Annotated in this window: 21 protein-coding genes and 1 CRISPR repeat array (1 of these 22 cut by a window edge); of the genes, 16 read left to right on the top strand and 5 right to left on the bottom strand. The window is 71.7% G+C overall.

The window, feature by feature from the left end:
* Nucleotides 1–11: 11 nt before the first annotated feature.
* The 3 genes from hutU to CFT82_RS09985 all read left to right on the top strand — a co-directional run bounded on the left by hutU (nucleotide 12) and on the right by CFT82_RS09985 (nucleotide 5,820).
* Complete coding sequence (hutU, locus tag CFT82_RS09995) at nucleotides 12–1,724, top strand: urocanate hydratase (protein WP_088818983.1); 1,713 nt, start codon at nucleotides 12–14, stop codon at nucleotides 1,722–1,724.
* A gap of 188 nt (nucleotides 1,725–1,912) precedes the next feature.
* Nucleotides 1,913–4,828 (top strand): FAD-binding and (Fe-S)-binding domain-containing protein, encoded by a 2,916-nt coding sequence (locus CFT82_RS09990; protein ID WP_088818982.1) that lies wholly within the window; start codon nucleotides 1,913–1,915, stop codon nucleotides 4,826–4,828.
* On the top strand, nucleotides 4,825–5,820 hold the full coding sequence (locus CFT82_RS09985; protein ID WP_088818981.1) for an ornithine cyclodeaminase family protein: 996 nt from the start codon (nucleotides 4,825–4,827) through the stop codon (nucleotides 5,818–5,820). Before CFT82_RS09990 ends, CFT82_RS09985 begins: the two co-directional genes overlap by 4 nt.
* Before the next feature lie 180 nt (nucleotides 5,821–6,000).
* Here the strand turns inward: CFT82_RS09985 and CFT82_RS09980 are convergent, their stop codons facing one another.
* From CFT82_RS09980 to hglS, 5 genes are all read right to left on the bottom strand, one after another.
* Nucleotides 6,001–7,161: an NAD(P)/FAD-dependent oxidoreductase gene (locus CFT82_RS09980; protein ID WP_088818980.1), complete on the bottom strand. Its 1,161-nt coding sequence runs from the start codon at nucleotides 7,159–7,161 to the stop codon at nucleotides 6,001–6,003.
* Between the two features lie 24 nt (nucleotides 7,162–7,185).
* On the bottom strand, nucleotides 7,186–8,697 hold the full coding sequence (locus CFT82_RS09975) for an alanine/glycine:cation symporter family protein (protein WP_234994399.1): 1,512 nt from the start codon (nucleotides 8,695–8,697) through the stop codon (nucleotides 7,186–7,188).
* A gap of 11 nt (nucleotides 8,698–8,708) precedes the next feature.
* Nucleotides 8,709–9,845, bottom strand: a complete 1,137-nt coding sequence (locus CFT82_RS09970) for a Glu/Leu/Phe/Val family dehydrogenase (RefSeq protein ID WP_234994398.1) — start codon at nucleotides 9,843–9,845, stop codon at nucleotides 8,709–8,711.
* 4 nt (nucleotides 9,846–9,849) lie between these two features.
* Nucleotides 9,850–11,358 (bottom strand): L-piperidine-6-carboxylate dehydrogenase, encoded by a 1,509-nt coding sequence (gene amaB, locus CFT82_RS09965; RefSeq protein ID WP_088818979.1) that lies wholly within the window; start codon nucleotides 11,356–11,358, stop codon nucleotides 9,850–9,852.
* A gap of 84 nt (nucleotides 11,359–11,442) precedes the next feature.
* Complete coding sequence (gene hglS / locus CFT82_RS09960; RefSeq protein WP_088818978.1) at nucleotides 11,443–12,894, bottom strand: 2-oxoadipate dioxygenase/decarboxylase; 1,452 nt, start codon at nucleotides 12,892–12,894, stop codon at nucleotides 11,443–11,445.
* 58 nt (nucleotides 12,895–12,952) lie between these two features.
* Here hglS and CFT82_RS11580 point away from each other — a divergent pair, with 58 nt between their 5' ends.
* From CFT82_RS11580 to cas2e, 13 genes are all read left to right on the top strand, one after another.
* Nucleotides 12,953–13,819, top strand: coding sequence for a LysR family transcriptional regulator (locus CFT82_RS11580; RefSeq protein ID WP_159461906.1), 867 nt, complete (start codon nucleotides 12,953–12,955; stop codon nucleotides 13,817–13,819).
* A gap of 101 nt (nucleotides 13,820–13,920) precedes the next feature.
* The gene (locus CFT82_RS09945; protein ID WP_088818976.1) at nucleotides 13,921–14,952 is read left to right on the top strand and encodes a Rossmann-fold NAD(P)-binding domain-containing protein; all 1,032 of its coding nucleotides are present in this window, start codon (nucleotides 13,921–13,923) and stop codon (nucleotides 14,950–14,952) included.
* 36 nt (nucleotides 14,953–14,988) lie between these two features.
* Nucleotides 14,989–16,101: a hypothetical protein gene (locus CFT82_RS09940; protein WP_143469606.1), complete on the top strand. Its 1,113-nt coding sequence runs from the start codon at nucleotides 14,989–14,991 to the stop codon at nucleotides 16,099–16,101.
* A 13-nt stretch (nucleotides 16,102–16,114) separates the two neighbouring features.
* Nucleotides 16,115–17,365 carry an imidazolonepropionase gene (gene hutI / locus CFT82_RS09935; RefSeq protein ID WP_088819189.1) on the top strand — a complete coding sequence of 417 codons (1,251 nt, stop codon included), beginning with the start codon at nucleotides 16,115–16,117 and terminating at the stop codon, nucleotides 17,363–17,365.
* A 2-nt stretch (nucleotides 17,366–17,367) separates the two neighbouring features.
* On the top strand, nucleotides 17,368–17,619 hold the full coding sequence (locus CFT82_RS09930) for a hypothetical protein (protein ID WP_088818974.1): 252 nt from the start codon (nucleotides 17,368–17,370) through the stop codon (nucleotides 17,617–17,619).
* 182 nt (nucleotides 17,620–17,801) lie between these two features.
* Complete coding sequence (cas3, locus tag CFT82_RS09925; RefSeq protein WP_159461905.1) at nucleotides 17,802–20,570, top strand: CRISPR-associated helicase Cas3'; 2,769 nt, start codon at nucleotides 17,802–17,804, stop codon at nucleotides 20,568–20,570.
* A complete protein-coding gene (casA, locus tag CFT82_RS09920) occupies nucleotides 20,560–22,188 on the top strand; it encodes a type I-E CRISPR-associated protein Cse1/CasA (protein WP_088818972.1) in 1,629 nt (542 codons plus the stop codon). Before cas3 ends, casA begins: the two co-directional genes overlap by 11 nt.
* Nucleotides 22,175–22,786, top strand: a complete 612-nt coding sequence (gene casB, locus CFT82_RS09915; RefSeq protein WP_159461904.1) for a type I-E CRISPR-associated protein Cse2/CasB — start codon at nucleotides 22,175–22,177, stop codon at nucleotides 22,784–22,786. Before casA ends, casB begins: the two co-directional genes overlap by 14 nt.
* 3 nt (nucleotides 22,787–22,789) lie before the next feature.
* On the top strand, nucleotides 22,790–23,917 hold the full coding sequence (gene cas7e / locus CFT82_RS09910; protein WP_088818970.1) for a type I-E CRISPR-associated protein Cas7/Cse4/CasC: 1,128 nt from the start codon (nucleotides 22,790–22,792) through the stop codon (nucleotides 23,915–23,917).
* Entirely contained in the window at nucleotides 23,914–24,630 is a 717-nt protein-coding gene (gene cas5e, locus CFT82_RS09905) for a type I-E CRISPR-associated protein Cas5/CasD (RefSeq protein ID WP_200815126.1), read from the top strand. Before cas7e ends, cas5e begins: the two co-directional genes overlap by 4 nt.
* Nucleotides 24,627–25,304 carry a type I-E CRISPR-associated protein Cas6/Cse3/CasE gene (gene cas6e / locus CFT82_RS09900; protein WP_088818969.1) on the top strand — a complete coding sequence of 226 codons (678 nt, stop codon included), beginning with the start codon at nucleotides 24,627–24,629 and terminating at the stop codon, nucleotides 25,302–25,304. The genes cas5e and cas6e overlap by 4 nt, the downstream gene beginning before the upstream one ends.
* Entirely contained in the window at nucleotides 25,268–26,251 is a 984-nt protein-coding gene (cas1e, locus tag CFT82_RS09895; protein WP_327078693.1) for a type I-E CRISPR-associated endonuclease Cas1e, read from the top strand. The genes cas6e and cas1e overlap by 37 nt, the downstream gene beginning before the upstream one ends.
* Nucleotides 26,245–26,616: a type I-E CRISPR-associated endoribonuclease Cas2e gene (gene cas2e, locus CFT82_RS09890; protein ID WP_088818967.1), complete on the top strand. Its 372-nt coding sequence runs from the start codon at nucleotides 26,245–26,247 to the stop codon at nucleotides 26,614–26,616. The genes cas1e and cas2e overlap by 7 nt, the downstream gene beginning before the upstream one ends.
* A gap of 50 nt (nucleotides 26,617–26,666) precedes the next feature.
* Nucleotides 26,667–26,701: a CRISPR direct-repeat array (repeat unit 28 nt; unit sequence GTGCTCCCCGCGCATGCGGGGATGACCC) (it continues 1,275 nt past the right edge of the window).

Raw genomic sequence — 26,701 nt, 5'->3', positions numbered from 1 at the left:
AGGAGTTCCCCATGGAAGGCGCCCGCCCCGTCCGTGCCCCGCGCGGCACCGAGCTCACCTGCAAGTCCTGGGCCACCGAGGCCCCGCTGCGGATGCTCATGAACAACCTCGACCCGGAGGTGGCCGAGCGCCCCGACGACCTGGTGGTCTACGGCGGCACCGGCCGCGCCGCCCGCTCCTGGGAGGCCTTCGACGCCATCGTCGAGTCCCTCAAGGAGCTGGAGGAGGACGAGACCCTCCTGGTCCAGTCCGGCAAGCCCGTCGGCGTCCTGCGGACGAACGAGTGGGCGCCGCGCGTGCTCATCGCCAACTCCAACCTGGTGGGGGACTGGGCCACCTGGGAGCACTTCCGTGAGCTCGAGGCCGAGGGGCTCATGATGTATGGCCAGATGACGGCCGGATCGTGGATCTACATCGCCACCCAGGGGATCCTCCAGGGCACCTACGAGACCTTCGCCGCCGTGGGCAGGAAGCGCTTCGGGGGCACGCTGGCCGGCACCATCACCCTCACCGGCGGGTGCGGCGGCATGGGGGGTGCGCAGCCGCTGGCCGTCACCCTCAACGACGGCGTGTGCCTGGTGGTCGACGTGGACCGCACCCGCCTGGAGCGCCGCGTGGGCAAGCGCTACCTGCACGAGATCGCCGACGACCTGGACGACGCCATCGCGCGCGCCAACGCGGCCAAGGAGGAGGAGCGCGGTCTGTCCATCGGCATCGTGGGCAACGCCGCCGAGGTCTTCCCGGCCCTGCTGGAGCGGCACACGGCCGGCGACCTGACGATCGACGTGGTCACCGACCAGACCAGCGCCCACGACCCGCTGAGCTACCTGCCGCTGGGCATCTCCGTGGAGGACTGGCAGGCCGAGGTCGAGCGCGACCCGGAGGGCTTCACGCGGAGGGCCCAGAAGTCGATGGCCGCGCACGTCAAGGCGATGGTGGAGCTGCAGGACGCCGGCGCCGAGGTGTTCGACTACGGCAACTCCATCCGTGACGAGGCTCGCAAGGGCGGGTACGACCGGGCCTTCGAGTTCCCGGGCTTCGTCCCGGCCTACATCCGCCCGCTCTTCTGCGAGGGGCTCGGTCCGTTCCGCTGGGTGGCCCTCTCCGGCGACCCGGAGGACATCCGTGTCACCGACCAGGCGCTCAAGGAGCTCTTCCCGGAGAACGAGCACCTGCATCGCTGGCTGGACGCCGCGGACGAGTTCGTGGAGTTCGAGGGTCTGCCGGCCCGCATCTGCTGGCTGGGCTACGGCGAGCGGCACCGGGCCGGGATGCTCTTCAACCGGCTGGTGCGTGAGGGGAAGGTGTCGGCGCCGATCGTCATCGGGCGCGATCACCTCGACTCGGGCTCGGTGGCCAGCCCCTACCGCGAGACCGAGGCGATGAAGGACGGCACTGACGCGGTGGCCGACTGGCCGCTGCTCAACGCGCTCACCTCGGCGAGCTCCGGGGCGGCGTGGACCTCCATCCACCACGGTGGTGGCGTCGGCATCGGCCGGTCGATCCACGCCGGGCAGGTGGGTCTGGCCGACGGCACGGAGCTGGCTGAGCGCAAGCTCGAGGCGCTGCTCACGAACGACCCGGCGATGGGCGTGTTCCGCCACGTCGACGCCGGCTACCAGCGGGCCGTGGACGTGGCCGACGAGCGCGGCGTGCGGGTGCCGATGATGGACGCGGCCCGCCGCAAGGCCGCGGGCTCCACCGACGAGGTGGCCGAGGGCTGAGCCCCGGCCGGCAGCGGCGCGGGCCGCCCGGAGACCTCTCCCGGGCGGCCCGCGCTGGGTCGGCGGCTGGGTCGGCGAGGGGGGATTTGGTGCGCCCCGTGACAGGGCGCGGTTTTCGGGTGATGATGGTGTTCTGTGTCACATCATTGCGTCGAGAGGGCCCGGGCCGGGCTCTCCAGGGAGGTTCCATGGCCGTCACGAGCACCACCCCGCTGGCCGAGCACCTGAGGGGCGCCGGGCTGAACGACGTGCGGGCCGACGCCGCCACCCTGGCCACCCGCTCCAGCGACGCCTCCCTCTACCGCATCTCGCCGCAGGTGGTGGTCCTGCCCCACGACGCCGAGGAGGTGGCGCTCACCGTGGAGCTGGCCCGGCAGGAGGGGGTGCCGATCACGGCGCGGGGCGCGGGCACCTCGATCGCGGGCAACGCCATCGGCCCGGGGATCGTGCTGGACTTCTCGCGCCACATGAACCGGGTGCTGGAGCTCGACGCCGAGGCCCGCACGGCCCGCGTCCAGCCCGGCGTGGTGCAGGCCCGTCTGCAGGACGCCGCTCGCCCCCACGGCCTGTTCTTCGGCCCGGACCCGTCCACCTCCACGCGCTGCACCATCGGCGGGATGATCGGCAACAACGCCTGCGGCACCAAGAGCCTGGCCTACGGGCGCACCTCGGACAACACGCTGGCCGTCGAGGGCGTGCTGGCCGACGGGCGTCTCCTGAGCGCCGCCGAGACGGAGCTGCAGCGCGAGCTCCGAGCCCTGGTGAGCACCGACCTGGCGACCGTCCGCACCCAGTTCGCACGCTTCGGCCGACAGGCCTCCGGCTACGCGCTGGAGCACCTCCTGCCGGAGAACGGCACCCACCTGCCCGGTCTGCTCGTGGGCTCCGAGGGCACCCTGGCGGTGCTCACCGAGGCCACCGTGCGGCTGGTGGAGCGCCCCGCCTCGAGCCGGCTGGTGGTGCTGGGCTTCGCCACCCAGTACGACGCCGCCGACGCCGTGCCCGCCCTCCTGGAGCACCGGCCCACCGCCTGCGAGGGCCTGGACGCCCGGCTCGTCGACGTGCTGCGCGACCGTCGTGGCCCGCAGGCCGTGCCGGAGCTTCCGCGGGGCGCCGCCTGGCTCTTCGTGGAGCTGGCCGGGGACACCACGCAGGAGGTCGAGGAGGCCGCGCAGCGCCTCGTGGCCGTCGCCGGTCCGGAGCTGCAGGCCCTGGACGCCCGCGACGTGCCCGACCCTGCCGAGGCCCGAGCGCTGTGGCGGATCCGCTCCGACGGAGCCGGTCTGGCCGGACGGTCGGCCGAGAACGAGCCCGCCCACGCCGGTTGGGAGGACGCCGCCGTGCCGCCGGACCAGCTCGGCGACTACCTCCGTCGCTTCGACGAGCTGCTGGAGGAGCACGGGCTCTCCGCCGCGCCGTACGGGCACTTCGGCGAGGGCTGCATGCACGTGCGCCTCGACCTCCCGCTGGAGGCGTCGGACGGGGTCGCGCGCAGCCGGGCCTTCCTGGAGGACGCCGCCCGGCTCGTGGCGGATTTCGGTGGCTCGATGTCCGGCGAGCACGGTGACGGCCGGGCCCGCAGCGAGCTGCTGCCGTACATGTACTCCCCCGAGGCGCTGCGTCTCTTCGCCGGGGTGAAGCACCTCTTCGACCCCGCGGGCCTGCTCAACCCGGGCGTGCTCGTGGACCCCGAGCCGCTGGACGCGCACCTCCGGCTGCCGGCCCTCCGCACCGACCTGCCGGACCCGGCCTTCACCTATCCCGAGGACGGCGGCCTGCTGAGCCGGGCCGTCCACCGGTGCACCGGGGTGGGCAAGTGCATCGCCGACGGGGTGCTCGACCGGAGCCAGACCGTCATGTGCCCGTCCTTCCTGGCCACCCGCGAGGAGCAGCACTCCACCCGTGGCCGCGCCCGGGTGCTGCAGGAGGTCCTGAGCGGGGAGAGCCCGCTGGACGTGCACTCCCCGGCCGTGCACGACAGCCTCGACCTGTGCCTCTCCTGCAAGGGCTGTGCCTCGGACTGCCCGACCGGGGTGGACATGGCGACCCTGAAGTCCGAGGTCCTGCACCAGCGCTACCGGGGGCGGCTGCGCCCGATCACGCACTACTCGCTGGGCTGGCTGCCCCGCTGGGTGGCCCTCGCCGCGCGGACCCCGGGGCTGGCCAACGCGATGATGCGGCTCGCTCGCCGGGTCCCGGTGCTGCTGCGGGCCGCCGGCATCGACCCCCGACGGGGCCTGCCCTCCTTCGCCCCGCGCACCTTCCGCGGTGGCGCGGTGGCGCGCAGCCTGCCCCGGGCCGTTCCGGGGGCCGGCGGGGCGGTGGCTGCGCCTGTCCGGTCGGAGTCCGTCGCGGCGCGGACCCGGCAGCGGGTGGTGCTCTTCGTCGACACCTTCAGCGAAGCCTTCACCCCGCAGGCCGCCGGCGCCACGGTCCAGGTGCTGCAGGCCGCCGGGTTCGAGGTGGACCTCCTGCCGCGGCAGACCTGCTGCGGGCTGACCTGGATCACCACCGGCCAGCTCGACACCGCCCGGCGCCTGCTGGAGCAGACCGTCGAGCAGCTGCGCCCGCTGGCCGAGCAGGGGGTGCCGATCGTCGGCATCGAGCCCTCCTGCACCGGCGTGCTGCGCAAGGACGCCCCCGAGCTCCTGGGCACCCCGGCGGCGCGGACGGTGGCGGCCCAGACGTTCACCCTGGCCGAGCTGCTGCACCGGGCCGAGTGGACGCCGCCCTCGCTGGAGGGCGTGCGGGTGCTCGCCCAGCCGCACTGCCACCACCACGCGGTGATGGGCTGGGAGGCCGACAAGCGGCTCCTGGAGCGTGCCGGCGCCCGGGTGGAGGCCCTGGCCGGGTGCTGCGGCCTGGCCGGCAACTTCGGGGTGGAGCAGGGGCACTACGAGGTGTCCGTCGCGGTGGCCGAGCAGTACCTGCTGCCCGCCCTGCGGCGGGGGGAGCACGACGTGGTGCTCACCGACGGCTTCTCCTGCCGCCTCCAGGCCTCCGACCTCGGGGGCGCCGAGGGCCGCCACCTGGCCGAGCTGCTGGCTGCCCAACTGGACACTCCCGCTGCTGATCCCACCCCCACCCCTCAGGAGGAGCCATGAGCCACGACCTGCTGATCCTGACCGCCGCCGAGATCGAGGGGCTGCTGGACCTCGAGTCCGTCCACGCCTCCCAGGTCCGGGCCTTCGAGGGCGTGGGCTCCGGGCGGGCTGAGCTGGCCCCGAAGGTGTCCGTGCCGGGGCGGGAGGGGGCCAGCCTGCTCACCTACACCGCCCGCAGCACCACCGAGGCACCCGGTGTGGTGAAGGTGGTCGGCTTCCAGCCGCAGAACCCCGCCCGGGGGCTCGACCCGGTGCAGGGTGTGGTGCTGGTGATGGACCCCGACACCGGCCAGCCCGTGGCGCTGTTGGACGGCCCGGCCCTCACCACCCCGCGCACCGCCGCCGGGAGCGCGGTGGCCACCGACCTGCTGGCCCGCCCCGACGCACGCACCCTCACGGTGGTGGGCACCGGGGTGCAGGCGCGGGCCCACGTGCGGGCGCTGGCCCGGGTGCGTGCCTTCGAGCAGGTCCACCTCGTGGGTCGGCGGGCCGAGGCCGCCGAGGCGCTCGCCAAGGAGCTGGCGGCGGAGGTCGGGGTGCCGATCACCCCGGGCACCGACCTGGGCGCTGTGGCCGGCGAAAGCGAGGTCGTCGCCCTGTGCACCACCAGTCATGACCCGCTGCTCGAGGCGGGGGAGGTGGCGCCGGGCGCGCTGGTCATCAGCGTCGGCTCCTTCGCCCCGGACCGCAGCGAGGTCGGCCCGGACCTTCTCGAGCGGGCCGCGCTCGTGGTCGTCGACGACGTGGCGACCGCCAGCGCGCAGGCGGGCTGCATCATCGACGCGGTAGCGGCAGGGGTGGTGACCGAGGCCGATCTCGTGCCGCTGGGCAGCGTGGCCACCGGGGACCACCCGGGCCGGGCGGGCCGGGCGGGCCGGGACGACGTGGTCTTCTACAACTCGGTGGGCATTGCGGTGCAGGACGCCACCATCGCCGAGGAGGTCCTGCGGCGCGCCCGGGAGCAGCAGGTCGGCACGACCGTCACCCTCTGACGCCGACGCCTCCCGCTCACACCGACACGCGAGGTGCGCACCGGTACGCATCCCCGCTGCCCGGTTCGGAGAGATGCGCACCGGTGCGCATTCCGACGGTCGAGGTGCGTACCGGTGCCGGTGTCGCGATGCCCTGACAGGTGAGATGCGGACCGGTGTGCACCTGGCCTGTCGGGCCCCTCAGACGATGTTCATCTCCGGCCGCAGCCCGGCCCCGGCGAAGCGGCTGGCGTCCATCGCCGAGACGTCCACCGACGGGGTCTCGCCGCGGTACAGCTCGGCCATCACCTGGCCCACCGCCGGCCCCTGCAGGAAGCCGTGCCCGGAGAACCCGGTGGCGTACAGGAAGCGCGAGACGCCCTGGGCCTCGCCGATGAGCGCGTTGTGGTCCGGGGTCACCTCGTAGAACCCCGCCCAGCGGGAGGCCATGCCCACCTCCTCCAGCAGCGGGATGCGGCGCTCGGCGGCCTCGATGACCTGCTCCAGCCACTCGTCGGTGGGCTCCAGGGACCAACCGGGCTCCTCATCCCGGTTGGACAGGCCCACCAGGAGCCCCGGTCCCTCGCGGTGGAAGTACAGCGAGGTGGAGAAGTCGATGGTGAAGGGGATCTCGGCGGGCAGGTCCGGGATCGGCTCGGTGACCAGCAGCTCCCGCCGCACCGGGTCCACGGGCAGGTCCACGCCCACCATCTCCCCGAGCGAGCGCGACCACGCACCGGTGCAGCAGATCACCGTCTCGGTGGCGATGTCGCCCAGCGAGGTCCGCACGCCGGTGATGGCGTCGGCGTCGCGCACCACGTCGGTCACCTCGCACTGGCGGATGATGCGCACGCCCAGCGCCCGGGCCGCCCGGGCGTATCCCTGCACCACCGACTCCGGCGTGCAGTGGCCGGCCTCGGGGGACCAGACGCCGGCCACCACGCCCTCGGTGCCGGCGAGCGGGGAGAGGCGGCGGACCTCCTCCACGTCGATCATGCGGCTCTGCAGCCCCATCGAGCGCTGCAGCTCGACGTTGCGCTCGAAGGCGCGGACGTCCTCGTCCTTCTCGAGCAGGAACAGGTAGCCCGACTCGTGATAGTCGATCTCCTGCTCGAAGAGCTCGGGGAAGCTCCGGAACACCTCGAGGCTGCGCATGCCCAGCTCGACGTTCACGGCGTCGGAGAACTGGGCGCGCACGCCACCGGCGGCCTTGCTGGTCGAGCCGCATCCCAGCTCGTCGCGCTCCAGCAGCACGACGTCGCTGGTGCCGCCCTTCGCCAGGTGGTAGGCGGTGCTGAGCCCCATCACGCCGCCGCCGACGACGACGACCTGGGCACGGGTGGGGAAGGTCTTGTCCGACATGGGTGTCTCCTGCGGGGTGGGTGGTCAGAGGGTCTGGGTGACGCGGGAGGGGATGCTTCGCTCGGCCTGGGGGACCACCTCCATCTCGCCGCGGGCGTACGCCCGGGTGTGGTCGGAGAGCTCGCGGCGCAGGACGCCGGAGAGCAGGTAGAGGCCGAGGAGGTTCGGCAGCGTCAGGAGGAAGAACATCGAGTCGGAGAACCCGACGACGGTGTCCAGGGAGACGGCGGCGCCGACGACGATCATCACGATCCAGAAGACGTCGTAGATCAGCTCCACGGCCCTGCTGTTGCCGAAGAGGTAGCCGGCGGCCTTCTTGCCGTAGTACGAGTAGCTGAGCACGGTCGAGAAGCCGAGCAGCAGCACGATGAGCGTGAGCAGCCAGGGGAAGACCGCGTGCACGGTGCCGAAGGCGGCCGAGGTGAGCGCGACGCCGTCCTCGGCGCCCTCCACGGCGTGCTGGCCGGTGACGATGATCGCCAGGGCGGTCAACGTGCAGATGACCACCGAGTCGATGAACGGCTCCAGCGAGGCCACCAGGCCCTCCTGTGCGGGGCGGCGGGTGCGCACCGGGGAGTGCGCCACACCGGCCGAGCCGACGCCGGCGGCGTTGGAGAACAGGGCGCGCTGGACGCCGACGATGGCCACGCCGATCACGCCGCCCTCCACGCCCTCACCGGTGAAGGCGCCGGTCCAGATGTCCGACAGGGCCCCCGGCAGGGCCCCGGCGTTGGCGGCCAGGATGACCAGCACGCAGGCCACGTAGAGGATCGCCATGATCGGGGTGAGGCGGGAGGTCCACTGGGCGATGGAGCGGATGCCGCCGAAGATGACGATCGCGGCCAGCGCGGCCAGGACCACCCCGACGATCCAGGCCCGGCCGGCGAGGAAGCTGTCCTGGCCACCGGTGAGGTTGGTGAGCTGCACGGCCACCTGGTTGGCCTGGAAGACGTTGCCGGCGCCCAGGGCGCCGATCGTCATGGAGACGGCGTAGAGCCCGGCCAGGACGAGGCCGAGGGTGCCCATGCCGCGCTCGGCCAGGCCGTGCTTGAGGTAGTACATCGGGCCGCCGGAGACGGAGCCGTCCTCGTTGATGAGGCGGTACTTGGCGCCCAGCGTGGCCTCGGCGGCCTTGATGGACATGCCGAGCAGGCCGGCCAGGATCATCCACAGGGTCGCCCCGGGGCCACCGACGGTGATGGCCACGGCCACACCGGCCACGTTGCCCAGGCCGACGGTGCCGGAGAGCTCGGTGGCCAGGGCCTGGTAGCTGGTGATCTCACCGGGGTCGTCCTTCCGGTTGTACAGGCCGCGGATGATGCCTGGGACCTGGCGCAGGCCGTAGAGGATCTGTGGTCCGATGAGCAGGCTCAGCACCGTGCCGCTCAGCAGCAGCCAGACGATGAGGTAGGGCATTTCCGTGCCGCCCAGGGGGAAGGTGGCGAAGACGATCCCGGAGAGCCATTCGACGAAGGGCCCGAAGACCCTCTCCATGGTGGCGTCAACGCCGGACTTCTCGGCCTCGGTGAGCATCATCGGTTCTCCTGTCAGGTGGGTGGGAGCTGGCCGCGCAGGCGCATCGCCTCGCGGACCCGCTCCCGGGCGAGGGCACCGGCGGCCGCGTGCGGCAGGGTGTCGCTCCGCTCGGCGGTTTCCAGCACGGTGCGGGTGTTGGCCCGCATCCGCTCGGTGACGGTGGGGATGATCTGCTCGACCTCCACCCCGAAGGGTGAGTAGCGGTCGCGCATCCCGAAGGCGGCGGCGATGATGCCGCCGGCGTTGGCGATGAAGTCCGGCACGACGGTCACCCCACGTGCAGCGAGCTGCTGGCGGGCGGCCTCGTCGGTGGGCAGGTTGGCCCCCTCCACGACGAGCCGGGCCCGCACGTCGTCGGCGTTGCCGGCGTGCAGGACGCCCTGCTGGGCGGCGGGCACGAGGACCCCGGTCTCCAGCATGAGCTCCTGGCCGGCCTCCAGCCGGGTGCCGGAGGCGTGGTCCACCAGGGCGTCACCGTGCTCCTCGCGGAGGGCGAGCAGCTCGGCGACGTCGAGCCCGTCGGGGGCGTGGACGGCCCCGGCGGCGGTGGAGACCGCGACGACCCGGTAGCCGAGCTCGTCCAGCCGGCGGGCGGTGGCGTGCCCCACGGCGCCGAAGCCCTGGATGACGACGCGTCGGTCGTCCAGCTCGCAGTGGGTGGTGGCGGCGTCGACGGCCTCGGCGACGCCGTGGCCGGTGACGCCCAGGGCGTCGTAGGCCACGCCGCCGAGGGCGGCCGGGGTGCCGGTGGCGGCACCCCGGTCGCCGAGCTCGTCGCAGAGGATCGCCGCGTCCTGCTCGGCCAGGCCCATGTCCAGGCCGAACACGTACTCGCTGGGCACTTCGTTGCGCAGCATGCGGGCGAAGGCGCGGAGGGCCTCCTCCTTGCGGGGCGAGGCGGGGTCGAAGCGGATGCCCGCCTTCGCCCCTCCCTGGTACAGGTCCACGGCGGCCCACTTCCAGGTCATCACCCGGGCCAGCCGGGCCACCTCCTGGACCGTGAGGTCGGCCCGCATGCGCGTGCCGCCCTTGCCCGGTCCGCGGGCGGTGTTGTCGATGACCAGGACGCCCTGCATCCCGCTGCGCTGGTGGTTGACGGTGACGACCTTCTCCGGCCCCCACTCGTCCATGAGCTCGAACATCGTCATCGCCTCAGAGGAACTCGACGCCCTGCGCGAGGGGGAGCTCGTCGGAGTAGTTGACGGTGTTCGTGGCCCGGCGCATGTACGCGCGCCAGGCGTCGGAGCCGGACTCGCGGCCGCCGCCGGTGTGCTTCTCGCCGCCGAAGGCGCCGCCGATCTCGGCGCCGGAGGTGCCGATGTTCACGTTGGCGATGCCGCAGTCGGAGCCGGCGTCGGAGACGAAGCGCTCGGCCTCCCGGACGTCGGTGGTGAAGATCGCCGAGGAGAGCCCCTGCGGGACGTCGTTGTGCAGGGCGATGGCCTCGTCGAGCTCGCGGTAGGTCATCACGTAGAGGATCGGCGCGAAGGTCTCGGTGCGGACGATCTCGGTCTGCTCCGGCATGCGGACGATCGCGGGCTGCACGTAGTAGGCGTCGGGGAACTCGTCGGCCAGGACGCGCTCACCGCCGCAGAGCAGCTCGCCGCCCTGGGCCCGGGCCGCCTCGAGGGCCTCGGCGTAGGCGGTGTGGGCGCCCTCGTGGACCAGCGGGCCGACCAGGCTCTCGCCGGTGCTCGGGTCGCCGATGGTGAGGGTGCCGTAGGCCTGGACCAGGCGCTCGACGAACTCCTCGGCCACGTCCTCGTGGATGATCAGGCGGCGCATCGTGGTGCAGCGCTGGCCGGCGGTGCCGACGGCGGCGAAGGCGACGCCGCGCAGGGCCAGGTCGAGGTCGGCCGAGGGGGCCACGATGGCGGCGTTGTTGCCGCCGAGCTCGAGCAGGCTGCGGCCGAAGCGGGCGGCCACGCGGGGGCCGACCTCGGCGCCCATGCGGGTGGAGCCGGTGGCCGAGACCAGGGCCACGCGGGTGTCGTCGACGAGCTTCTCGCCGAGGGTGCGGTCGGCGACCAGCACGTGGTGCAGGCCCTCCGGGGCGCCGACGTCGCGGGCGGCGCGGGCCAGCAGGGCGTCGGTGGCCAGGGCGCACAGCAGGGTGGCCTCGGAGGGCTTCCACACGATGCTGTTGCCGCAGACCAGCGCCACGGCGGTGTTCCAGGCGTAGGGGGCGACCGGGAAGTTGAAGGCGGTGATGACGCCGACCACGCCCAGCGGGTGCCAGGTCTCCATCATCCGGTGGCCGGGGCGCTCGGAGGGCATGGTGCGGCCGAAGAGCTGGCGCGAGAGGCCGACGGCCAGCTCGCAGATGTCGATCATCTCCTGCACCTCGCCGGCGGCCTCGGAGGGGATCTTCCCGGCCTCGGCGGTCACCAGCACGGCGAGGTCGTCCTTGTGCTCGGCGAGCAGCTCGCCCCAGCGCTTCACGAGGGCGCCGCGGACCGGGGCGGGGGTGTCGCGCCAGGCGGTGAACGCCTGCTCGGCGCTGACCAGGACGCCCTCGAGCTCCTCGGCGGTGGTGGCGCGCAGGCCCATCAGCTGCTCACCGGTGATCGGGGTGCGGGCGTGCAGGTCGGTGCCCTCGGGGGCGGTGGCGCCGCAGGCCTCGAGGGCGGCGCGGACCTGGTCGTGGATGGGGTGGGTCATGGGGTCCTCCTGAATCGTTCGGTGGTCGGGGGTGGGGTCGGTGCTGGTCAGGGATCAGGTCAGGGGGAGTGCGGGGCCGCCGGGTCAGGGGCGGACGGTCACCCCGGTGGTCCGGGCGATGGCGTCCAGGGAGGCCTGCTGCTCGGCGGCGTAGAGGGCGTAGGGGTCGTGGATCTCCACCCCGCAGATCTCCGAGAGCCGGGCCAGGTCGTAGGCGGTGCCGGCCTGTTCCTCGTCCTTGCTGCCGGCGGTCGTGAGGTTGGACTGGAAGATCCCGGCCGCCGAGCGGGGCAGGAAGTCCTCGTAGACCACCGGGGTGGCCACCAGGTGCCCGGAGGCGACGAGCTCGTGGGCGCGGTGGTCCGCAGGCAGCTCGGTGACGCCCTCGGCGAGCTCGTAGGTGAAGTAGGCCAGCTCCTGCTCGGCCAGGCCCTGCTCGGTGGTGGGCAGGTGCTGGGCCCAGACCCGGCGGGCGTGCTCGGCGCGCTGGCCGCCCTCGGCGGCCAGCCGCTCGTCGACCTCGCCGAGCATCCGGTCGTAGAGGTCGCGGCCCTGCTGGGTGAGGGCGATGCCGCGCTGCTCCACCTCGCCGAAGCGCACGCGCAGGGTGCCCTCGCCGATGCTGCCGTCGGGCTTGCGGAAGGCGCGCACCTCGTCCAGGGCGCGGAAGGAGGTCTGGCGCAGCAGGACGTCCGGGCCCTCCCAGGAGGGCGGGCCCTGGATCTCGTCGATCATCTCGATGCCGCGCTCCTCCATCCGCCGGTAGAGCTCCTCGATGTCCAGGACGCGGGGGGTGAGGTGGTTGATGTGGGTGGTGGGCACGCCGCCGATGTCGGCGGCCACCGAGGAGATCTCCTCCAGGCGGCGGTACCACTGCTCGTCGATCGGCTCGTCGGAGAGCTCGAAGACGGCGGTGGCCCGGTCCACCAGCTCGGTGGCCTCCGGCTCGGGCAGGCCGCCCTCGGCGGCGGCGCGGTCGGCCAGGGCGAGCAGCTCGTCGTCGAAGAGGCGGCGGGCGCCGAGGAAGTCGGCCAGCTCGCGGCGCAGGTCGGCGTCGAAGAAGCGCGGGTCCTCGGCCACCAGCATCGAGGTGAAGACCCGGAAGGGGTTGCGGGCCAGCTCCTGGCGGTCGATCGGGCGGAAGGCGGTGGAGACCACCGGGACGGCCGAGGCGGAGTCGCGCAGGTCGTAGAAGCCGACGGGGTGCATGCCGAAGGCGGCGAAGACGCGGGCCACGTGCCCGAGCTCCTGCGGGGTGCCGACCCGGATCGCGCCGTGGCGCTCGGCGGTCACCCGCTCGATGGAGCCGAGTCGCTCGGCGGCCTCGCCGAGCTGGGCGAGGTGGTCGCGGTTCACGCCCTCGGAGACCTCGACCAGCGTGGTGTAGGCGGGGACCTCCTGCCCGTACATCCGGGACATGTGCGCGGCGAAGGCGGCGCGGAGCTCGTGCTGGGCCACGGTCACGGGAAGACCTCCTGGAGTGATGGACGGGTCGGGGTCGTGGGGACGACCCGGCTCCAGCGTGATCTGGGTCATATCATTAGGGCAAGCGACAAGTTCTTCAGAGAAATCATCAGCAGAACTGAGGTGTCACGTGTCCTGGACCCTGACCCAGCTGCAGACCTTCTGCGTGGTGGCCGACCGCGGGAGCATGCAGGCGGCCGCTACCGAGTGCGGGTACACGCCGGGGGCGGTCTCGCAGCAGATGGCCGCCCTCTCCCGGGGTGTCGGCGGGGAGCTCTTCCTGCGGGACGGCCGGGGGGTGGTGCTCTCCGACCTGGGGCAGGCCTTCCTGCCCTACGCCCGTCGGGTCACCCGGGAGGACCGGGCGGCGCAGCGGGCGCTGGGGGAGCTGCACGCCGGGCGGGCGACGGTGCGGGTGGGCATCTTCGAGACCGCCGGCGCGGTCTGCTGCCGACCGCTCCTGCGCCGGGCGGCGGCTGCCGATCCGCCGGTGGACCTCGTCTTCGAGGAGGTCGACGTCGAGCAGGCGGCCGGGGCGGTGCGCTCCGGGGTGGTGGACGTCGCCCTCTCGGTGCACTACGAGCTGGTGCCGGTGCAGCTCCCGCCGGAGGTGGTGTCGGTCCGGCTGCTCACCGAGCCCTTCGTGCAGGCCCGCTCCCGGGAGCCGGGCGGCGCCTCGACCTGGATCGTCCCGCCGGTGGCCGAGACCTTCGGGCTGGCCGTCCAGCGGGCGCTGCACCTGGCCGGGCGGGGGCAGGAGTCGGCGCACGTCGTGACCGACACCGCGCTCATGGTGGCGCTGGTCGAGGCGGGCGTCGGCCGGGCCCTGGTGAACCCGCTCATGCTCCGGGTGCACCCGCGGGAGCTGGAGGTGGAGCCGGCCCCGCGGGCAGGCAGTCGCACCATCGTGGCGCTGACCACGCGGGCACAGGGGCGGCGGGCGAGCGTCCAGACGGTCCTGCGCGCCCTGGAGGAGATCTTCGCCGGGAACCGTTGACAGCCCGTGTGACCCATGTCACGGTGATGTGCACAACACCGGAAGATGCGTGGTGAACCGCCCGCTCTTCCGGAAGATCTCCAGGCAAAGAGGGTGCCGCCATGAATCGTCCACTGCTCACCGAGGAGGTGGCCGGCTACACGGTCACCACGTACCGGGTCACCCCGGAGCACACGCTCACGGTGGCCCACGAGACCGGGGTCGGTCGCGAGCGTCCCGGCAACGGGGGGACCCGTTGGCTGCAGTACGACTCGCTCGAGGAGGCGCGGGCCGAGGCGCTCGTGCTGGCCCAGTGCATGACCCGCAAGCACGCGCTCTACGACACCGGCTTTCGGGGCACCAAGCTCGTCCTCGACGGGCCGCTGGACCTGCCCGACCGGAGCGTGGTGCACGAGGCCCTGGCCCGCGTGCTGGAGCAGCACGACGGTGCGCTCTACACCGGCTGCGACCTGAACACCACCAGCGCGGACATGCGGGCGGTGGCGGAGCGCTACCCGGCGGTGCTCGACTCCCTGGGGAATCCCGACATCGACACCTCGGTCTCCACCGGCAGCGGGGTCTTCGCGGCGTTGATGACCACCCTGGAGCTGGGGGAGCGCCCCCGGGTGGCGGTGCACGGGCTGGGCAAGGTCGGTGGGCAGGTCGCCCGGTTGGCCCGGCAGGCCGGGTTCACCGTGGCCGGGCACGACATCCGCCCGGACGCCGCCGCGCGGCTGGGGGTGCAGCCGGTGGGCCACGAGGAGCTCTTCACCGGGGGGTACGACGTGGTCGTCCTGTGCTCTCTGTCGGGGATCGTCACCGAGGAGCTGGCTGAGCGGATGCAGGCGCGCTGGATCGTCGCCAGCGCCAACTCGCCCTTCGCCACCGAGGCCGCCCAGCGGATCGTCGAGGAGCGGGGCATCCGCTACCTGCCGGACTTCGTCGCCAACTCCGGGGCCGTGCTCTGCGACGCCGTGGAGTGGCGGGAGCCGGAGCTCTTCGCCCGCCTCGACCAGGCGGCCATGGACCGGTACGTGATGCGCTCCATCCAGGCCCGGGCGCTGACCGTGCTCACCGAGGCCGACCTGTACGGCCGGACCCCGCAGGTGGTGGCCGTCCGGGAGGGTGCCCTGCCGCAGGAGCTGGCAGCCTGAGGCGAGGTGCGGCCCGGTCTCGAGCACAATGGTCGGGTGACTGATCACGAGCAGCAGGCGCTCCGGGTCCGGCTGGTGGCCGACCCGGGGCTGCCCACCCGTCGGGCGGAGGCCGCCCGGGACCGGCTGCAGGTGTCCCTGAGCTCCACCCTGGGGCGGCGGGTCCGCGTCCAGGTCTCGAGCCGTCGCGTCCGGGTGGAGCAGGACCACCGCATCACCCTGAGCGGGGCCAAGCAGCTGAACCTGGCCGACCGGGACGCGGACGTGGTGCTCCTCCTCACCGAGCTGCCGCGCTTCGTGGACGACCGTCCGCTCATGGCGGTGGCCTTCCCGGGTGAGGGGGTGGGGCTGGTCTCGCTGCCGACCCTGGGCGTGCTCCTCGGGGAGCGGGTGATCGCGGGTCTCCTGGGGGAGGTGGCGCTCGTGGCGCTGGGGGAGCGGGCGGAGGGCCTGGACCGTTCGGAGGCGGTGCGGCGGGCGCGCTGGTCGCAGCGGGAGGACGGCTCCTGGGCGCTGCGCACGGGGCGCGTCACGGGCCGCTCCCGGCTGGTGGCCGGGATGGTGGTCTCGAACGAGCCGTGGGCGGCGGCACCCAAGCTGACGGGTGCCTTCGCGGCCGCGGCGGCCACGGCCTCCTTCGGAATGTTCTACAACTCCATCTGGAAGATGGCCGACGTGATGAGCGAGTACCGCCTGGTGATCGTGGCGCTGCTCTCGGTGCTCTTCATGACCGGCTGGCTCATCGTGGGCAACCGGCTCTGGGAGAAGGGCGACAGTGCGATGCCCGTGCGCCTGGTGGCGCTGTACAACATGTCCACCGTGCTCACAATGGCGATGGCGGTCAGCGCCCTGTGGGTGCTGCTCTTCGTGCTCATGCTCATCGGCACCAGCGCAGTCATCCCGCCGGCGTTCATGACCGAGGTCATCGGCCACTCCGCCGAGCCCAACAACTACCTGCGGGTGGCCTGGTTCAGCTCGGCGATGGGGGTCGTCGCCGGTGGCCTGGGCGTGAGCTTCGACGACGACGCGGACCTGCGGCTCATGACCCACGCCCAGCGGGAGCGGGCCGGCATGCCGGACCCGGACGAGGACGAGCGCGAGGACGACGGCGAAGGTGCGGCAGAGCGGAAGCCGAGCGTCGTGGCCTGAGAGCATGGCCCGCATGGCAATGCTCATCACGGACATCGGCGAACTCGTCACCAACGACCCCCAGCACCCCGACGGCCTGGACGCCGGCGGCACCGCGACCGGGGAGGACGCGCTCCACGCTGGGCTGGGTGTGATCCGGGACGCGGCGATCGTCGTGGGCAGTGAGACCGAGGGGGAGGCCTCCCGCATCCAGTGGGTGGGGCGGGCGGCGGACGCCCCGGCGGCCGACTGGGCGGTCTCGGTGGGCGGGGCGGCGGTGATCCCGGGCTTCGTGGACTCCCACTCGCACCTGTGGTTCGGCGGGGACCGGTCGGCCGAGTTCGCGGCGCGGATGGCCGGGCAGGCCTATGACGGCGGGGGGATCGCCACCACCATCGAGGCGACGCGGGCGGCCCGCCCGGTGGACCTGGTCGACCTGGTGCGGGGCCGGGTGGCCGAGATGCGGGCCCAGGGCACCACGACCGTCGAGATCAAGACGGGCTACGGGCTGGACGTGGCCACCGAGGCGGAGGCCGCCCGGCGGCTGCGGGAGGTGACCGACGAGGTGACCTTCCTGGGGGCGCACGTGGTGCCGCCGGAGTACCGCGACGGCGAGGCCGGCACGCGCGAGGACTATGTCGACCTGGTCTGCGGGGAGATGCTCGAGGCCGTGGCGCCGCACGTGCGCTGGGTGGACGTGTTCTGCGAGCCGAACAGCCCGTACGCGTTCACCGGGGAGGAGTCGCGCCGCGTGCTGGAGGCCGGGAAGGCGGCCGGGCTGGGGCTGCGGGTCCACGGCAACCAGCTGGGCGAGGGGCCCGGCGCACAGCTGGCCGTGGAGCTGGGGGCGGCCGCGGTGGACCACTGCACCTATCTGAGCGAGGCGGACGTGGAGGCGCTCGCCGGATCGTGGGCCGACGGGGCGGCCGGCACGGTGGCGGGGCTGCTGCCGGGTGTGGAGTTCAGCACGAAGCACCCGTACATCGACGCGCGGCGGCTGCTGGACGCCGGGGCGCGGGTGGCGCTGGCCAGCGACTGCAACCCGGGCACCTGCTACTCGTCCTCGATGCCTTTCATGATCGCCACGGCGGTGCGGGAGATGGGCATGACCCCGGCCGAGGCGCTGCAGGCCGCCACCCTGGGCGGGGCGCTCTCGCTGCGCCGGGAGGACGTGGGGGCCGTGCGGGTGGGGATGCGGGCCGACCTGGCGCGGATTGACGGGCCGAGCTGGCTGCACATCCCGTACCGGATGGGCGTTCCGGTGGTGCGCGCGCTGGAGGTGTGAGCGTGGCGGGCCGGGAGAGCTCGGTGTGGCGGCTGCCGTGGCGGCCGTGGACGCACGAGTGGATGAAGAACATGCTCAGCCTGGCGGGGGCCGCCCCGCTGGGTGACGACCCCCTCTCCGGGTGCCTGGCCTTCCTGCTGGTGCTGCCGCTCCTGCTGCTGACCCCCTTCTGGGTGGCCGAGTGGCTGCTGGTAGTGGTGCTCTGGCCGTTTGTCGTGGCCGGGCGGGCGCTGGGGAGGGTGCTGGCGGGGTGAGTGGATGGGGGCGCCGCCGTCGGGGCGGTAGCGTTCTCGGGCGCCCCTCGCAGCAGGGGATGACCCTGGAGTGATGTGGCCCGTCAGTCAGGGTTGCACGTGCTCCCCGCGCATGCGGGGGTGGGCTGTCCCTGGTGCCGGGCCCGCGGATGTTGTCGGAGGCGCCGGCTAGGTTCGTCGACATGAGCGACGTGACGCCGGCCACAGAGTCCCTCTGGGCGAAGTCTCCCAACGAGGCTCACGAGTTCCTCCCCCTGCACCGTCACCTGGAGGACGCCGCGGAGGTCGCGGGATGGCTCTGGGACTCGTGGCTCCCGGCTGGGGTCGCCCAGCGCGTGGCCACAGCGGTCGGCCTGCCCGTGGAGGACCTGCGGCGGGTCGCGGTGTTCCTTGCGGGAGTCCATGACATCGGGAAGGCGACCCCAGCCTTCGCCTCGATGCACGATCATCTCTACTCCCTCATGCAGGCTCAGGGGCTGGTGGGTGGAGGTGGGTTCAGCCGCGGCCTGCGGCGGCGCGCGCACCACACCAGGACGGGGGCGTGGATCCTGACCCAGTGGCTCGAGTCTGAGTGTGGTGTCACGAGGGCAACGGCCCTCACGTACGCCGCCGTCGTCGGCGGTCATCACGGGGCCCCGCCCACGTCGAGTGAACTCATCGACGTGGAGCCCACGGCCCATCCCAGTCTGTATGGACACGGGCAGTGGGACGTGTCGCGGAGCGAGCTGCTCGAAAGGGCGTGGAGCCGTGCGGGCATGGCGCGACTGGGCTCGTTGCCGGCCCTGCCGCAAACTGCACAGGCTGCGTTGACCGGACTGGTGATCGTGGCGGACTGGATCGCCAGCAACGAGGCCCTCTTCCCCTACGCCGCGCCTCTGTCGACTCGTGTGGAGGACGGTTTGACGGAGCTGGGGCTGCCCTCGCCCTGGAAGCCTGCCGAGGTGCTCGACCGGGACGCCCAGTCCCTGGTTGCGTCCCGGTTCGACCTGCCGCCCGGAGCGACTGTTCGCCCTGTCCAGGAGGCAGCCGTCGGGGTCGCCCGCGAGAGTCGTGCCCCCGGTCTGATGGTGATCGAGGCGCCGATGGGGGAGGGCAAGACGGAGGCTGCGCTCGCGGCTGCCGAGGTGCTGGCAGCCCGCCACGGCCTCGGTGGGGTGTTCGTCGCCCTGCCCACGCAGGCGACCACCGACGCGATGTTCTCGCGGGTGGTGTCCTGGGTGGAGCACCTTCCCGGCGAGGAGATGAAGGTGGGGGCGAGCATCACCCTCGCGCACGGCAAGGCGCGGATGAACCGCCTCTACCAAGGTCTGCGCCCACATCCCGGTGAGGTGGACACCGAGTCGTCCCGAGAGGGCGGGACCAGGGTGGATCGGGTCGTGGTGCACGAGTGGTTGTCGGGGCGGAAGAAGGGCACCTTGGCGAATGTCGTCGTGGGGACGGTCGATCAGGTGCTTTTTGCAGCGTTGCGCTCCAAGCACCTGGCCCTCCGGATGCTCGGCCTCTACGGCAAGGTCGTCGTGATCGACGAGGTGCACGCCTATGACGCGTGGATGAATGTCTACCTGACACGGGTCCTCTCCTGGCTGGGTGCAGCCGGGGTTCCGACCATCCTGCTCTCAGCCACCCTTCCGCCTGCTCGGCGGCAGGAGCTGATCAGCGCCTACGCGCCCGAGAGTGACTCCGTTGAGGAGACCACTGCCTACCCGGTGGTGACATGGGTGTCCGGTGAGTCGGCTTCGGTGACGGAGGTGCCGCCCAGTGGGCGCGGTCACTGGATGGCTGTGGAGATGCTGCCTGGGGATCTGCAGGTCATGGCTGCCCGTGCGCGGGAGTTGTACGACGAGGGCGGGTGCGTCCTCGTGGTGGTGAACACCGTCGGGCGTGCCCAGAGACTGTTCCGCGAAGTCGCGGCGACTCTGGGGGAGCAGGAGGTGACTCTCACCCATTCCCGGTTCGTGGCGGCTGACCGTGCCCGTCGAGACGTGGAGCTGGTGGAGCGTTTCGGGCCACCCCGGGATGGTGTGGAGCGTCCGGCGCGCCACGTGGTGGTCGGTACGCAGGTGGTCGAGCAGTCCCTCGATGTCGATTTCGACGCGATGATCTCGGATCTGGCGCCGATGGACCTCCTGCTCCAGCGGGCCGGCAGGATGCATCGGCACGATCGCTCGCGCCCTGCGGCGCGCCGGGTCCCCACCCTGTGGGTCGGGGGGCATGCGGTCGCGGAGGGGGTGCCGGACTTCGGGGCGAGCAGTTACGTGTACGCGGAGTCACTGCTGCTGGCCACCTTGGGCGAGTTGCAGAGCCGAGGAGATTCCGGCATCGAGCTACCCGGAGACATCCCCGGACTGGTGGCCTCGACCTACTCCACCGCGCCACAGGTTCCGATCGGGTGGCAGGAGCTCTGGCAGGAGGCCGAGCAGCGTGACGCAGCCGAACGTCGTCGTCAGCAGAAGGGGGCTCAGGCCTTTGCCCTGAAGAAGCCGGGGCGGGGGCCCATCCAGGGATGGGCTGCCGGTGAGGTGGGGGACCCGGAGCAGAGCGACACAGCGCGGGCGGCGGTGCGGGACATCGAGGAGACGCTCGAGGTCATGCTCGTGGCCGTGGTGAACGGGGAGTGGCGGATTCTCCCGTGGCTGACGGAGGAGCCGGTGACAGTTCCCAGGGAGGTCGTTCCCGACGAGTCGACGACCGCCCTCCTCAATGACTGCACGGTGCGCCTCCCCCCGGGCAGCGCGTGGAACAACGCGGAGGTTGAACAGGCGCTCTGGGACGAGACGCCGGAGGCGTGGGAGTTCGCCCTCGGCCTCAGCGGGGTGCCGGTCCTCGCGCTCGAGGAATCCCCACATTACTACCTTGTCAGGATGATGGGCGTGTGTCACGATCGAGCCATCAACATCACCTACACCCCGCAGGAGGGTTTGACCATGGAGCGGGTGTCGCATGACCAGTGATCTGCGGGAGATGGGGTGGATCCCCGTCCTCCGTCTGGACGGAGGGCGGGAGCTCGTCGGGCTCCGGGAGCTCTTCGCACGAGCGGAGGAGTTCAGCGACTTGGCCCCGGAGCTCACCTGCCAGCGTGATGCGGTGCTCCGTCTGGCGCTGGCGATCCTCTGGTCTGCCGTGCGGGTGGAGGGCCCGGACGACTGGGCAGACCTGGTGGAATCCGGTGACTGGTCGGAGCAGGTGCTGGATTACCTGGACGCCCCTGAGGGTCGGTGGGACCTGTTCGACGAGGAGGCTCCGTTCTTCCAGACACCGAGCCTCCGAACGGCGAAGGGGACGCACAGCGGTCTGGAGAAGCTCATCCTGGACGTCCCGGCCGGCGAGCAGATGTTCATCGGTCGGCAACGGTCGTCCTACGAGAGCATCTCCGCGCGGGAGGCGGCGCTCTGGCTGGTGACGGTCATGGCCTTCGATCCTTCGGGGATCAAGACGGGTGCCGTGGGTGATGTTCACGCCAAGGGGGGCAAGGGCTACCCCATGGGGACGGCCGCAGCGGGCCGCTTCCACCTGGTCGTGGCGCTCGGGGAGACGCTGGCCGAGACCCTGATGTTGAATCTCATGCCGCGGGAGACTGAGCCGCTCGCTGGGGCAGACTCCGAGGAGGACCGCCCCGCCTGGGAGCGCCCGGTCCCCACGGCAGAGCGCCAGGAGCGCCTGCCGGATGGGCCGGTGGATCTGCTGACCTGGCAGAGCCGACGGATCCGACTCGTCCGTGAGGGGGGCCGGATGGTTGGTGTGATCATCGCCAACGGTGACGCCTTTTCCGAGCAGAACGCGCACCAGGTGGAGCCGTTCTCGATCTGGCGGTACAGCGATCCGCAGACGAAGAAGGCCGGGCGCACGGTGTTCATGCCGTTGATGGTGGACCCTGCGGTGCAGATCTGGCGGGGAGTGTCCAGGCTGCTCGGAGCGGTGCCCGGCGGGCCCTCGAAGTACCCCGCGCCACCAGCTCCGGCCGTGGTCAACTGGATCGGGGAGCTGGCCGTGATGGGAAAGATTGATGTCGCGCCACGACGGTTTCGGGCGTCCGGAGTCGAGTACGGCACGCAGTCGGCCGTCGTCAGTGACCTGGTGGACGATTCCCTCGCTCTTCCCGTGGCTGCCCTCTCAGCAGGCCAACCCGCCGTGTCCGGGTTGCTTGTGGAAGGGGTCGAGGCGGCAGAGCAAGGAGTGCGGGCTCTGGGTCGGCTCGCGGCCAACCTGGCGCGCGCAGCCGGTGACCGGGACGACCTCTCGCGGGACGCGGGGGAATCCGCCTCCCGAGCCGCGCGGCAGCAGGGTTTCGCCGCCCTGGACGCCCCCGTTCGAGCATGGATCGCCAGTGTGGACCCGGCAGAGCTCGACAGCTGCCGCCGAGCGTGGTTCGCCGAGGCTCGGGGCATCCTGCGCGACCTGGGGGCGGAGATGGTCCGGACTGCTCCTCCAGCGGCCTGGGTTCCTCGTGAGAGTGACGCCATGGACGTCCCGCGTGCCGATCACTATTTCCAGCGTGCCCTGCACACCGCTTTTTCCCTGCCCGATGAGCCCACCACCGCTGCCGAGGAGGCCGCCCGTGCTGACCGCTGACCAGAGACGTGACCTCCATGACGCGCTGGCTCACCGAATCCACTCCCTCCAGAATGGCTATCTGGCCGACTCGCCCGCTGCCAAGGGCCAGCTCGCAGCCGTGCGCCGCGGGGGGCGTGACGTGGAGAGTTGGGGGCTCGTGGCCGAGGTGGTGCCCCCGGGGCTCCAGGGGCGTGATGACGAGCCGAACCCGGTCGAGACGGCCGTTTCCCTGGCACTCCAGTTCTACGCGCTCCACCAGCAGGGAAGAACCGCTCCGATGCATGCCTCGGGGGTGGACCTGGGCCGGGGGCTCCGCTCTCTGGTGGCCACCCAGCTGGTCAGTGAGGCCGGTGTCCACCGCCGTCTCGGAGCTGTGCTGACCGCCACCGACCTGACAGAGGCGGCACACCACCTCCGGGGGCTGGTGACGCAGCTCCGCGCCGACCAGATCCCGATCGACCACGCCCGGCTCGGCGTGGACCTCGTCCTGCTGCAGGACCCTCGGACCGCTCCCGGCGTCCGCCTGCGCTGGGTGCGTTCTCTCCGGACCCCTGACTCCACGACCTCTCCCCACACTGACCAGGCCGACGCCTCGGCCGAGAACCAGGAAGGCTGACCCATGAGCCGCTACATCGACATCCACGTTCTGCAGACCGTCCCTCCGGCCAATCTCAACCGCGACGACACGGGCAGCCCGAAGTCCGCGGTGTACGGCGGCGTTCGGCGGACCCGTGTCTCCTCGCAGGCCTGGAAGCGAGCGGTGCGGCAGGACTTCCCCAGCCTGCTGGCTCCCGAGGATCTCGGCTCCCGGACGAAGCGCATCGTCGAGCTCGTTGCTCGAGAGCTCATGCAGCGTGACCTGGAGGAGGCCGAGGCGCTGGAGGCGGCGACGGGTGTCCTGGAGCAGGCGGGCATCAAGGTGGAGGTGCCCAAGCGCAAGGCGAAGGATGAGGGGGCGAAGCCCGAGTCCCGGGCGCTGGTCTTTCTGGGGGCCCACCAGATCCGGGAGCTGGCGGATGTCGCGTTGGCCCGCCGGGCGGGAGGGCTGGACGACAAGGAGTTCAAGGCCCGGGCGAAGCGGGCGGCGGTCGAGTCGCAGTCGATCGACCTCGCGCTCTTCGGTCGCATGGTGGCGGAGTCGCCTGACCTGAACGTCGACGCGGCTGTCCAGGTCGCGCACGCCATCGGTGTACAGGCGGGGGACAACGAGTTCGACTACTACACCGCGGTCGATGACCTGAACACCGATGCCGAGACCGGGGCCGGCATGATCGGCACCATCGAGTTCACCTCGGCCACCCTGTATCGCTATGCCACGGTGAACGTCGCGAGTCTCTTCGAGAATCTCGGAGACGCAGAGGCGACCGAGCGGGCGGTCAACGCGTTCGTGACCAGCTTCGTCCGGTCCATGCCCTCGGGCAAGCAGAACACGTTCGCCAACCGCACCCTGCCGGAGGTCGTGCTGGTGATGGTGCGGGACACCCAGCCGGTGAGTCTCGTGCAGGCCTTCGAGCAGCCGGTGGTGGCCGAGCCGGGCACCAGTCCGTCGGCCGTGGCTGCGGAGCGTCTGGTGCGCAAGGCGCAGCAGGTCGAGGCAATGTATGACGAGCAGCCCGTCGAGGTGCTGGCCATCCACGACGGGGGCGTCACGAGTCTCTCCGAGTGGGTCTCCCCGAGCACCCTGACCGAGGTCGCGGGGAGGGCTGGGAAGCTGGCCGTGGCGTCCGTCGCCGAGGAGTCGGCGTGACGGCTTGTCTCCCGCTGGTCCTGTCCGGCCCGATGCACGCGTGGGGGACCACGAGTCGTTTCCCACGGCGCGACACGGCCATGGAGCCCTCCAAGTCCGGGGTCCTGGGGCTGCTTGCCGCTGCACAGGGGCGGCGGCGCACGGAGGAGATCAGCGATCTCGCCGGGCTGGCCTTCGGGGTGAGGGTGGATCATCCGGGTCGCCTCATCCGTGACTTCCAAACGGCTGTGCGCCCGGCGCAGGGACGAGGGAGCGATGTGAGGATGCCGCTCTCGGAGCGCTTCTACGTGGCGGATGCTGTGTATCTGGCGGTCGTCGAGGGGCCAGAGGGCCTGGTGGACGAACTGAGTCGGGCGGTGAGGTCTCCGCGGTTCCCCCTGTTCCTGGGGCGTCGCTCGTGTCCGCCGGACCGGCCGGTCGGGCTGCCCGTTGCGCCGGGGGCGCTGGAAGAGGTTCTGGAGGCGCATCCCTGGCTCGGGCCGGAACGGCTTGCGCGACGGCGGGCTCGAACGGTCAGCTGCCAGGTCGTCCGAGATGCCCGCCCCGGGGAGAAGAGCACCTCGCGCGAGCCGGATGTCCCGGTGTCGTTCGACCCTCGTCGTCGGGAGTTCGGCTGGCGGTCGGTCATCCGGACCTTCGTCGACGTCACCAACCCTGCGGGGACCGAGGCTCGCACAGCCTCGCCCCATGACCCCATCGCGGAGCTGCTGTGAGCTACCTGACCCGTTTGCACCTCAACCCCCGGCGTCGCGGGGCGCGGCACCTGCTGGCCAGCCCCCAGCGAATGCACGCTGCCGTCGAGTCGAGCTTCCCTCCAGGTGACGAAGCGGCTCACCGGAACCTCTGGAGGGTCGACGAGGAAGGGGACAGCGTCACCCTGTACCTGACGAGTGCTACTCCGCCGGACCTCACCCACGTGGTGGAGGAAGCTGGCTGGCCGTCCACGACCCCGTGGACCACAGCGTCCTACGACCGCTTCCTGGAGGGCTTGACCGCCGGGCAGCACTGGCAGTTTCGGTTGACGGCCAATCCGGTTCACTCCGTGCGAACCCGGCCCGACCAGAAGGACACCAAGCCCACAGCGCATGTTTCCGTGGCCCAGCAGGCACGCTGGTTGGCGACCAAGTCGTCCGGGTGGGGCTTCACCGTTCTTGAGGCTGACGGAGGAGAGACCGCCGAGGATGGTGACCTCACCCATACGGTGATCGGGCGGCGAACGCGCCAGTTCGGACGCAAGGGATCCTCTGTCACGTTGGCTCAGGTGACCTATGCGGGGGTTCTTCAGGTCACGGATGTGGACGCCCTGCGCACCCACCTTCTGTCGGGAATGGGCCGGGGCAAGGCCTACGGGTGCGGGCTGATGACTCTGGCCCGCCGGCGAACGTGAGCACTGTCGGGCGGAGGAATGCCCGGGTCCCTGAGCTGGTGCGTTTGGAGGATCGGATCTCGTTCCTCTACCTGGAACGGTGTGTGATCAACCGGGCAGGAAACGCCCTCACGGCGACGACTGTGGAAGGTGTAGTCCATATCCCGATGGCTGCGGTGTCATGTGTCCTCGTGGGGCCCGGGGCCTCCGTCACCCATGCCGCTATGGCACTCATGGCCGACAGTGCCAGCACGATGGTGTGGGTGGGTGAGGCAGGAGTGCGCTACTACGCCCACGGGCAGGGGCTGTCCACCCGGACCGCCCTCTTGGAGCGGCAGGCAGCCGTCGTCAGCCATCAGCGGCGGCGCCTGGATCTTGCCCGCCGCATGTACGGCCGGAGGTTCCCAGGGGAGGACGTCACCCGGGCATCCATGCAACAGCTGAGAGGACGTGAGGGTGCCAGGGTGCGGCGGCTGTACCGGGAGGAGGCTGCACGCACTGGTGTGCCGTGGACGGGGCGGAGCTATGACCCGAATGACTTCGCCGGTGGAGACCCGGTCAATCGTTCCCTCTCGGCGGCCAACCACGCGCTCTACGGAGTGGTGCACGCTGCCGTGGTGGCGATGGGCTGCTCGCCGCACCTGGGGGTGGTGCACACGGGCCACACCCAGTCCTTCGTCCACGACCTGGCGGATCTCTACAAGGCTGAGTTCACGATCCCGCTGGCCTTCGACGTGGCCGCCGATGCCGATCCGGACGACGAGGTCGAGGGCCTGGTCCGCAGACGCTTCCGGGATCTGCAGAAGGACGGGAACCTCTTGAGTCGGTGTGCTCGAGATCTCAAGGATCTCCTCATGCCGGGAGAGGAGCTGGACGACCCTGTGCTCGGTGGGCAGGTCATCTACCTGTGGGATGAGAACCAGGAGCCAGTCGCCGGAGGCCGCCTGCAGGACGTGGTGCCGTGGTAGTCCTTGTGCTGACGGCAGTGCCGCCGGGGTTGCGAGGACACCTGACGCGCTGGCTCCTAGAGATCAGCCCCGGGGTCTTTGTGGGCCAGGTCAGCACTCGTGTGCGGGAGCTGATGTGGGAACGCGTGGGGGAGTACATGGAGGTGGGGCGGGCCCTGCTGGTCTACGCCGCTGACACGGAGCAGGGCCTTCGCTTCGAGACGCTGGGCCACGACTGGGACCCCGTCGACTTCGAAGGGCTGACCCTCATGCGGCGCCCAGTGATCACCGAGGAAGGGGGCGGGGCCCGGCCGCATCACGAAGGATCCGTTACTCCGGGGCCAAGCCGCCCGCGGAAGCGTCGCCGGCGGACCAAGTTCATCTAAAATCATCTCCACCGGAGAACGGCCCCGCGGTAGTAGGCCGAATTTCTAGTGTGCTCCCCGCGCATGCGGGGATGACCCGCCTGCC

Source organism: Kytococcus aerolatus (assembly GCF_900187395.1).
Taxonomy (GTDB): Bacteria; Actinomycetota; Actinomycetes; order Actinomycetales; family Dermatophilaceae; genus Kytococcus; species Kytococcus aerolatus.
Note: the sequence above shows the minus strand (reverse complement) of the source record. Positions and strands in the feature narration are given on the sequence as shown.